General features: G+C 58.9%; 2 protein-coding genes. One reads left to right on the top strand and one right to left on the bottom strand.

All coding sequences use genetic code 11. From position 1 onward, the window contains the following. The coding region (locus BUE18_RS28395; protein ID WP_211482857.1) for a hypothetical protein at window positions 1–190 on the top strand (190 nt) is incomplete at its 5' end. A gap of 132 nt (window positions 191–322) precedes the next feature. Here the strand turns inward: BUE18_RS28395 and BUE18_RS27190 are convergent. After that, window positions 323–1,133 (bottom strand): transposase (locus BUE18_RS27190; protein WP_073479245.1); only part of this gene is annotated, 811 nt, incomplete at its 5' end.

The raw sequence follows: 1,133 nt of genomic DNA, 5'->3' as shown, positions 1-1,133 counted from the left end.
CCCGGCGGCGCGGCGAGAATGGGGCTTGCCCTTCCTGCGTCGGAGCCGCGCCTGCCGGGGCAGGCGGCCGGGCGCTCGGTTTTCGTTCTTGCCGGTCCGTGATTTCTCCATCCGTTTTGCCATTGGCAAACCAGAAAATCATCCGTTCCTCGCCGCGTCCCAATCGGTTTTCAAATCTCGTGGTTTTTAGCCAACCCCTTTGGAGCTCACGGCGCGGGCAGCAAGAATCTTGGCGATTTTTATTTTTCCGGGCGGGACGGCTGCCAATCAAATCTGGTGGGTGTTCCAACCCCACTGCGAGCTCACCGCCCCGGCCGAATCGTCATGCAAAGAGTTTATCCGAGTCAAAATCAACCTTATCCCGCATGATGTGAAAGGCCGCCCGGCACAACTTGTGGGCCAGGGCGTTGTGCGCCGCCATCCGGTTGGTCTTGCTCTTTTTTTTGTTATAATAGCGCCGGGGCTCCTCGTGAAAGCGCCGGGCCAGTTCAGCGGCTTCGGAAAAGGCCCAGCAAAGATATTTATTGCCGTTTTTCCGGTTGCCGCTTCCTTTTGTCTTGCCGTTGCTGGTCCATTTGCCCGAAACCCTCCGGCAATAGGAGGCGTAATTGCCCGCCTTGGGAAACCGGGAAATGGGGCCGGTTTCCAGCAGGATGGTGAGCCCGAGGATTTTGCCTACGCCCGGCATGCTAAGCAGGCGCGCGTACTCAGGAAGGCCCACGGCCTTTTCCTCCACCGCCTTCTCGATCTCCAGAATTCGCCGGCTCAAATGGACGGCCCCCTTCCGGAAGGTCTTGCCGACCAGGGCGAGATCCTGGTTATCCTCCAGCAGAGGGGCGACCCTGTCTATTGTGAGAAGCCTGATATCCTTCCCGGGCATTTGAAGGCCGCGGTTGCGGCTGATCACATTTTGGAGGCTCGCGACCATCGCCGTGCGCTGTCTAACCAGGAACCCTCGAGCCCTGAGAAGGTCTCTGAGCGGCCGTGTTTCCTTAGGGTAGATGTATCCTTCCGGAAGAATCCCGAGGCGGAGCATGTCCGCCAGCCAAAATGCATCCCGGAGATCGTTGGAGTGCTTCAGCCCCTTGTATTGCTGAATGGCGGCGGGATTGGCCAGATGGACTTTGTAGCCG

Source organism: Desulfatibacillum alkenivorans DSM 16219 (assembly GCF_900142135.1).
GTDB lineage: Bacteria > Desulfobacterota > Desulfobacteria > Desulfobacterales > Desulfatibacillaceae > Desulfatibacillum > Desulfatibacillum alkenivorans.
Note: the sequence above shows the minus strand (reverse complement) of the source record. Positions and strands in the feature narration are given on the sequence as shown.